Below are 6,832 nucleotides of genomic sequence, written 5' to 3'. Positions count from 1 at the left end.
ATTGCAAGCCAAGAAAAGGCGAGCCCTAAAGAGGCCTTCACTATTGCTAATGACTAAAGATTGAACCATGTTAGACTTTCAGTCGTATAAGAAATCTACCTGCTTTCAGCAGGTAGTGGTTTAATGAGATAAGTGACGACGGAAGAGGGATCGATCTGACGAACATTCGGCAAAGAGCGCTTGAAAAAGGCTGGATTCAGAAAGATCAAGTCTTGAGAAAGGAAGACTTGCTGAGATTTATTCTTATGCCCGGATTTTCCACGAGCTCGAAAGTTACGGAAATCTCTGGAAGGGGAGTCGGGATGGATGTGGTCAAGACACAGCTTGATCAGCTTGGCGGCACCATAGATATAGATACGGAAAAGGACAAGGGAACCAGGTTTACCTTATGCCTGCCCTTGACGTTTGCCCTCATGAAAGTCTTGCACGTGATGGTTCGGGACAATTCATACCTGTTGCCACTGCATGCTGTTTTTGGAACCGAAAGGTTCGACAAGAGACTCGTCAAAAATTTAGGGGCCAAGGAAATGATGTACCCATTCCACGGTGATTATCTCCCTATTATAGATATAATGAAAATTCTTAACATGGGTGTGCCTTCCGCAGATAACAACACCTCTGTGCTGGTCTTTGTGAATACTGGAAGAAAGGCCTTCGGCATACCTGTGGAGCAAGTGCTGGAACCGCAACAGATTGTTGTTAAAAACCTGGAGACAAACTACCGCACCGTAAAGGGGATCGCCGGTGCCACCATTATGGGGGACGGCTCAGTCTCACTCGTCTTGGATCTTTTGGGGCTTGAGGAAATATTTTTCAGACATCCCTTTAAAGGAGACGAATATAATGAAAGTGAAGAAAAGGTTGCACCTATATATACATCCATGGCCCACGGAGGCGGCCATTAACTTTATATTTTACGTTATGATCATGCCGACCAAAAAGATGCTGGATAATTACGAGATCGATTCATACACCCGGCATCCGGTTCTATGATCTGTAGAGGTGAAGTCATGATAAATTGGATAGATAAACTGCTGAAAGGGACCGGACTGCGTGTCAAGATCCTTTTGGCAACGATCATGGTAGTCGGGGTATTTACCGGCCTGTTCCTTTATAAGGCCATGTCTTTTCATACTGAAAGCGTCCTGGATCAGGTGGCACAATCGAGCCAGAGCCTGCTCAAAAACACATACAGTGCCATCAAATATCCCATGTCTGTTGGGGACAGCAGGACAGTCGAGGCCCAACTGAAGGACATCAAAGAGCATATGGAAGGCGTTGAGGTTTATATATCAGACCTTTGCCAGGACCTTACCTATGCCTCAGAAGAGGACCGCATTCATACCGGCATCACACAATATCTGTGGAGGGAAGAGACTCGGAAAGCCCTTGCCGACGCAATAAGTACAGGACGGCCGCCCAGAGAATCCTTCACGGAAATCGGGGATAAGGAGGCCTTCCTGGTCACCATGATGCCCCTTTTGAACGAGAGCAGTTGTCATCACTGCCACGGGAGAAATAAAAAAGTGCTGGGCGCCATGATCGTGAAACACCCTGTAACAGAGGTCTATGCCTCTCTCGCCTCGGCCAGAAATCGCTTTATCCTATTTTGTGCGGTGGAGATCATCGGGATCATACTTGTCATAAACTTCCTGTTTAACCGACTTGTAACCAGGCGCATCAAATCCCTGGCGGAAAAGACGGGCCAGGTCTCGGCCGGCGACATCACCGTTGAAGTCCACGACGATTCCAGAGACTCCATTGGGAGATTGACCCGGAATTTCAACCAGATGATCAGAAACATCCGCGACCGCATAGAATATGCCAACAGCCTGAGCCTGGGCATTACGGATGCCTTTTTTATGGTCGATCCTGATATGAAAATAACCTACATTAATGATGCGGCTGCCAAACTTGCCGGTGTCCTGCCTGAGGAGATCAAGGGCAAAAAAACCTGTGAAGAGATATTCAACGCTGATATGTGCCGCACGTCATGCCCCATAAAAAAGGCCATGAAAACAGGAGAAGTCACCGCTGGTCAGAAAGTCACCCTAAGAAACGCCAAAGGCAAAGAAGTTCCCATCATGGCGAGTGGTGCTACCCTATTAGACTCTTCGGGCAAGATCCTGGGCGGGTTCGAAATTATTCGTGATATCTCCAAAGAGGTCGAAGCAGAATCCGTGCTCAAGGATTCTTTTCTCAGGGAAGAAAAAGAAAAGGAGAGATTGCAAAACAGGGTCGAAAACCTTTCAGATATCTTGAGAAGGGTTGCCGAAGGGGACCTTACGGTAAGGGCCGAAATAGGCGGCGGAAATGATGCAATGGACCGGCTGGTTAAGAGGACCAACGAGACTATTGACCGCATGGAAGAGCTTATCGGGCAGACGAAAAACGCAGCTCTCACAGTAATCAAGGGTGTCAGGCAGATCTCTGAAGGAAACCAGGAGCTTTCGCAACGCATCCAGCAACAGGCCGGCACCGTGGAAGAGACAAGCGCAACCCTGGAAGAGCTTGTATCCAGCATCAGCCAGAATACCGCCAATACACAGCAGGCCGATGCGCTTTCAAAGGATGCAGTGGCAGTGGCCGTGGAAGGCGGAAATACAGTCGAAAAGACAACCAAGGCCATGAACGACGTGGCGGAAAGTAGCCGCAAGATAGTTGAAATGATGGATTTGATCAACGAGATAACCTTTCAGACCAACCTTCTTTCGATAAATGCCGCTGTGGAAGCGGCACGAGCCGGAGAGTACGGCAGGGGGTTTGCCGTAGTTGCGGACGAAATTCGAAACCTTGCAAAAAGAAGCTCTGACGCATCCAAGCATATTCAAAGCCTTGTCCGCGATATTATGGAAAGGGTTGACACGGGCAAAGAATGGGTTGGCCAACTGGAAAACGGATTTAAGAAAATCATCCAGACCATCAAACAGGCATCCGATGCACTCAGCGAGGTCTCCTTGGCCACGCAGGAAAGCTCAAAAGGAATTAAGCAAATTGGCCAGGGAATAAATGAGATGAGTGACGTTATCGAGCATGATGCAACACTGGTGGATGAATTGGCAAGCGCTACAGAACAGCTCAATGAAAAAGCCGCCCTGCTACAGGGCATGACCGATAAGTTCACATTGAGCGATCAGGGCGATATCGAGGTCGAAGATTTCAGTTTCAAAAGAAATACACCGATTTTAAAGAAGGAGAGGCGAGGAAGTAAACCGTTTACCACAAAGCCCCTGCGTGAAGAGCTGGCCAATCAGCATCCCATTGAGGAAAAGGGGGAAGACCTGATAGAAAAAGAGCTGGATGAAGGGTTTGAGGAATTTTAATGTCTGAAGTTCAGCAATATGTCATCTTTTCAATAAATGAACAGACGTATGGGATTGAGATCCTCAAGATAAAAGAGGTCGTCAGCTATAGAAAGATCACGCCTCTTCCAAACATGAGAGGGTTCATCAAGGGGATCATTAATCTGAGGGGTGTTGTCCTGCCCGTATTTGATTTGAGGGAAAAGTTTAATCTCCCGGAAACCACATACACCCATTTCCATACAATCATTGTAATGGAGATATCGGGAAGGGTCATTGGGGTTATTGTAGATGAGATCACGGACGTGGTGGAAATCCTCCCGGAAGAAATTCAGGCCACTTCCAATCTTCCTCCTGGCATGAAGACCGAATATATAAAGGGGATCGGGAAAAAGGAAGATAAACTTGTAGTCCTGTTGGATATAGATAGACTCTTGAGTCCTGAAGAACTCGAAATCCTGGATGCTGCCTGATCATCAGTATGGTGTGTTTTTATGACGGGCCACCTGTCGGAAAAAGAATTTGAGTTATTCAGGCATCTAATCAGGAAACATGTCGGCATCTCTTTTGCTCGTACAAAAAAGATGGCTTTGCAACGAAAGCTGGCCTCCAGAATGAGTAGCCTTGGGTTAGAGTCATATAGTGAATATTATCGCTGCCTGCTCCATGACAAAGAAGGCGGATGGGAATTAAGGCGACTCATAAATACGATTACAGTCGACCAATCCGCCTTTTTCAGGCACACGAAACAATTTGAGCTTTTGGCCAGCGTCATATTGCCTCATCTGGCAACCCGGAATAACACTACCAGGAAGCTGCGCATATGGTCCGCCGGATGCGCTACGGGCCAGGAAGCTTACAGTATTGCCATGGCAGTAAGCGAAATATTTGAAGAGGAACGCACCTGGGACATCAAGATCCTGGCCAGCGATGTTGATACCGACGCTCTCAAAATCGCTTACAGGGGCATATATCCAGAAGAGTGTATGCAACAACAGGTCCCAATAGAATACCTCAACAGATATTTCACAAAAGGCACCGGGAGGAACTCCGGATTCTTCCTGGCCAGGGAAGCCTTAAGAAAAAACTCTTGTTTCGCAGGCTCAACTTTGTCGATTTTGACTTTCCATTCAGAAGCCCTATAGACATTATTTTTTGCCGGAATGTGATGATATATTTTGATATGGAAATCAAAAAAAGGCTTATAGATAATTTCTTCCGTATCTTGGGGCAGGATGGATTCCTGTGTCTGGGAGCCTCCGAGTCCCTGATCGGTGTCGACGACCGTTTTGCCCCGGTGGGTTATTTCACCTATCAAAAGAGAGGTTAGTTTTGTACCGGTTTTACAGCCACACCTTAAAAAAACCAGTTATAACGCTTATAGCAGGTGAGTATTTTGCCACTCAAAATGGTGAGGTACTTCACACGATTGTCGGATCCTGTATTGCCACCTGCATCTATGATGAAAAAATAAAAGTGGCAGGGATGAACCATTTTTTGCTTCCGGGAATGGTCCGTCCCGATGAAATCCTGTCTTCCGAGGTCGCCCGGTACGGTATGTTTGCCATGGAGCTGTTGATCGGGGAACTTATTAAACTTGGGGCACGGAGAAAAGGGCTTCGGGCCAAGGTCTTTGGGGGAGGCAATGTACTGAGATTCAGGAGGGATGACGGCGATATCATCGAATCCAATGTCCGTTTTGCAAAAAAATTCCTCGAACTGGAAGGTATTCCTGCCGTAAAGATCGATGTGGGAGGCAGTACCGGCAGAAAGATATTCTTTTTTACTGACACTCACAGGGTCCTCTTAAAACGATTCGATATGAGACAAGACAAACGTTCCTTTCAAGACGAAGACTTTTATAAAAGAAGGATTTTTCAAAGACGGCTGGCAAAGTCGCGAGTGGTGTTGTTCTAAATGAAACCGATCCGCGTGCTCATTGTTGACGATTCACCTGTTGTGCAGTCGGTACTGACGACTCTGCTGTCGTCGGATACTGACATTGAGGTGCTTGGAGCAGCCTCGGATGCCTTTGATGCCAAGGATACGATCATAGAAAAAAGGCCTGATGTGATCACTCTGGACGTCGAGATGCCCCGAATGGACGGAATCACCTTTCTGAAGCATCTGATGCGCTTTCGTCCCGTCCCGGTGATCATGATCAGCTCGTATACCCGGAATAACAGCATGCGTACCCTGGAAGCCCTGAATATTGGAGCTGTTGATTTCATTGCCAAACCCAGAAAGAACATCAGGACCGGTCTCTGGGAGTTGAGGCATGAGATTATCGCTAAGATAAAAACGGCGGCACGGACCAGAATCAGGCCCTATGACCTGTTCGGCAAACACAGGAAACGTATTCCGGCGGTAAGTATTGCAAGCTCGGATAAGATCATTGCCATCGGGGCCTCTACGGGCGGCACCTGTGCCATAGAAAGACTGCTTGGGTCCATGCCTCCTGATGTGAATGGAATCGTCATAGTCCAGCACATGCCCGCTCGCTATACAAGTGGCTTTGCCCAGCGAATGGACTCGCTGTTTCCTATGGATATTAAGGAAGCCAACGACAGGGACCGTCTCGATAGAGGAAAGGTGCTGATAGCGCCCGGCGGATGGCACCTGCAGGTGGCAGAGGACCGTAAGGGATATTACGTCCGTCTGCAGAACGGCCGACAGGTCAATCACCAGCGTCCTTCTGTAGATGTATTATTCAATTCGGTTGCAAAGACCGCGGCCTCCAATGCCATAGGCATCCTCCTGACAGGGATGGGAGACGACGGGGCCGACGGCTTGCTGGCCATGAGGCAGGCCGGTGCCTTTACAGTTGCACAGGACGAAGCCACCTCGCTGGTGTTTGGCATGCCTGCGGCTGCCATCAAACGGGGCGCGGCAGAAATGGTGGCCCCACTGGATGACATACCGGATATTGTTCTTTCAAGGCTGAAGCCAGAGTGATGCGCAGTGAGAGCGCATAAGTAAAATCCGCATGGCGATTTCTCCAGGGAGTGAGCCGCAAATCCGAAATATGACTATTGAGTTAGCTCCGCATCATATGCTAATTGTAACGGATTATTGGATGATTATCCCTTGGAGTGACTTGCGGAAGTCCCGTAGTTTTCTTGGCTTTTGCAGTATGGGAAACCCTGGCTCCGGAGCGCAGCGGAGGAGAACAGGGAGGGTCCCATGCTGCAAAAGCCTCAGAAAACAAGGGACGAGAGCATTGGAGGGACAAGGGATGATCATCCAATAATCAAAGACTATATATCGAAGCGGAGCTAACTCAATAGTCATAATCCGAAATATGGTAATGTGGGGGTTACATGGCCAGGATACTTATAGTAGATGACAGCCGATTGATTGCCCACGTCGCGAAAACCATTCTGACCAAACAAGGGCATGAGGTCATTCTGGCCCAGGATGGCCTGGCAGGCCTTCAGGCAGCCAAATCCGAACACCCTGACCTCATCCTGTTGGATTTGATCATGCCGGTCATGGATGGATACCAGGTATGTCAAGGATTAAAAGAGGAG

8 protein-coding genes are annotated in these 6,832 nt (G+C 48.2%); all 8 read left to right on the top strand.

The genetic code is table 11. From position 1 onward, the window contains the following. The first annotated feature begins 212 nt into the window (after window positions 1-212). Window positions 213-905: a hypothetical protein gene (locus C4B57_11275; protein ID PXF52257.1), complete on the top strand. Its 693-nt coding sequence runs from the start codon at window positions 213-215 to the stop codon at window positions 903-905. A gap of 84 nt (window positions 906-989) precedes the next feature. Further along, complete coding sequence (locus tag C4B57_11270; protein ID PXF52256.1) at window positions 990-3,323, top strand: hypothetical protein; 2,334 nt, start codon at window positions 990-992, stop codon at window positions 3,321-3,323. After that, window positions 3,323-3,775, top strand: coding sequence for a chemotaxis protein CheW (locus C4B57_11265; GenBank protein PXF52255.1), 453 nt, complete (start codon window positions 3,323-3,325; stop codon window positions 3,773-3,775). Before C4B57_11270 ends, C4B57_11265 begins: the two co-directional genes overlap by 1 nt. A 21-nt stretch (window positions 3,776-3,796) precedes the next feature. Next, entirely contained in the window at window positions 3,797-4,447 is a 651-nt protein-coding gene (locus tag C4B57_11260) for a hypothetical protein (GenBank protein PXF52254.1), read from the top strand. After that, window positions 4,273-4,632 (top strand): hypothetical protein, encoded by a 360-nt coding sequence (locus tag C4B57_11255; protein PXF52253.1) that lies wholly within the window; start codon window positions 4,273-4,275, stop codon window positions 4,630-4,632. Before C4B57_11260 ends, C4B57_11255 begins: the two co-directional genes overlap by 175 nt. Before the next feature lie 2 nt (window positions 4,633-4,634). Further along, window positions 4,635-5,219, top strand: coding sequence for a hypothetical protein (locus C4B57_11250; GenBank protein ID PXF52252.1), 585 nt, complete (start codon window positions 4,635-4,637; stop codon window positions 5,217-5,219). After that, window positions 5,220-6,257 carry a chemotaxis response regulator protein-glutamate methylesterase gene (locus tag C4B57_11245; protein PXF52251.1) on the top strand — a complete coding sequence of 346 codons (1,038 nt, stop codon included), beginning with the start codon at window positions 5,220-5,222 and terminating at the stop codon, window positions 6,255-6,257. It abuts the gene before it with no gap. Window positions 6,258-6,622: 365 nt separating this feature from the next. Next, on the top strand, window positions 6,623-6,832 hold a 210-nt coding region (locus C4B57_11240), incomplete at its 3' end, for a hypothetical protein (GenBank protein ID PXF52250.1).

The sequence above is a fragment of the Deltaproteobacteria bacterium genome, assembly GCA_003194485.1.
Taxonomy (GTDB): Bacteria; Desulfobacterota; Dissulfuribacteria; order Dissulfuribacterales; family UBA3076; genus UBA3076.
This window is presented reverse-complemented; position numbering and strand designations above follow the sequence as displayed.

Bases quoted from the DNA above. Each gene is read 5' to 3' on its own strand.
- C4B57_11270 (PXF52256.1), top strand. From the start codon at position 990: ATGATCTGTAGAGGTGAAGTCATGATAAATTGGATAGATAAACTGCTG.
- C4B57_11245 (PXF52251.1), top strand. From the start codon at position 5,220: ATGAAACCGATCCGCGTGCTCATTGTTGACGATTCACCTGTTGTGCAG.
- C4B57_11260 (PXF52254.1), top strand. From the start codon at position 3,797: ATGACGGGCCACCTGTCGGAAAAAGAATTTGAGTTATTCAGGCATCTA.
- C4B57_11265 (PXF52255.1), top strand. From the start codon at position 3,323: ATGTCTGAAGTTCAGCAATATGTCATCTTTTCAATAAATGAACAGACG.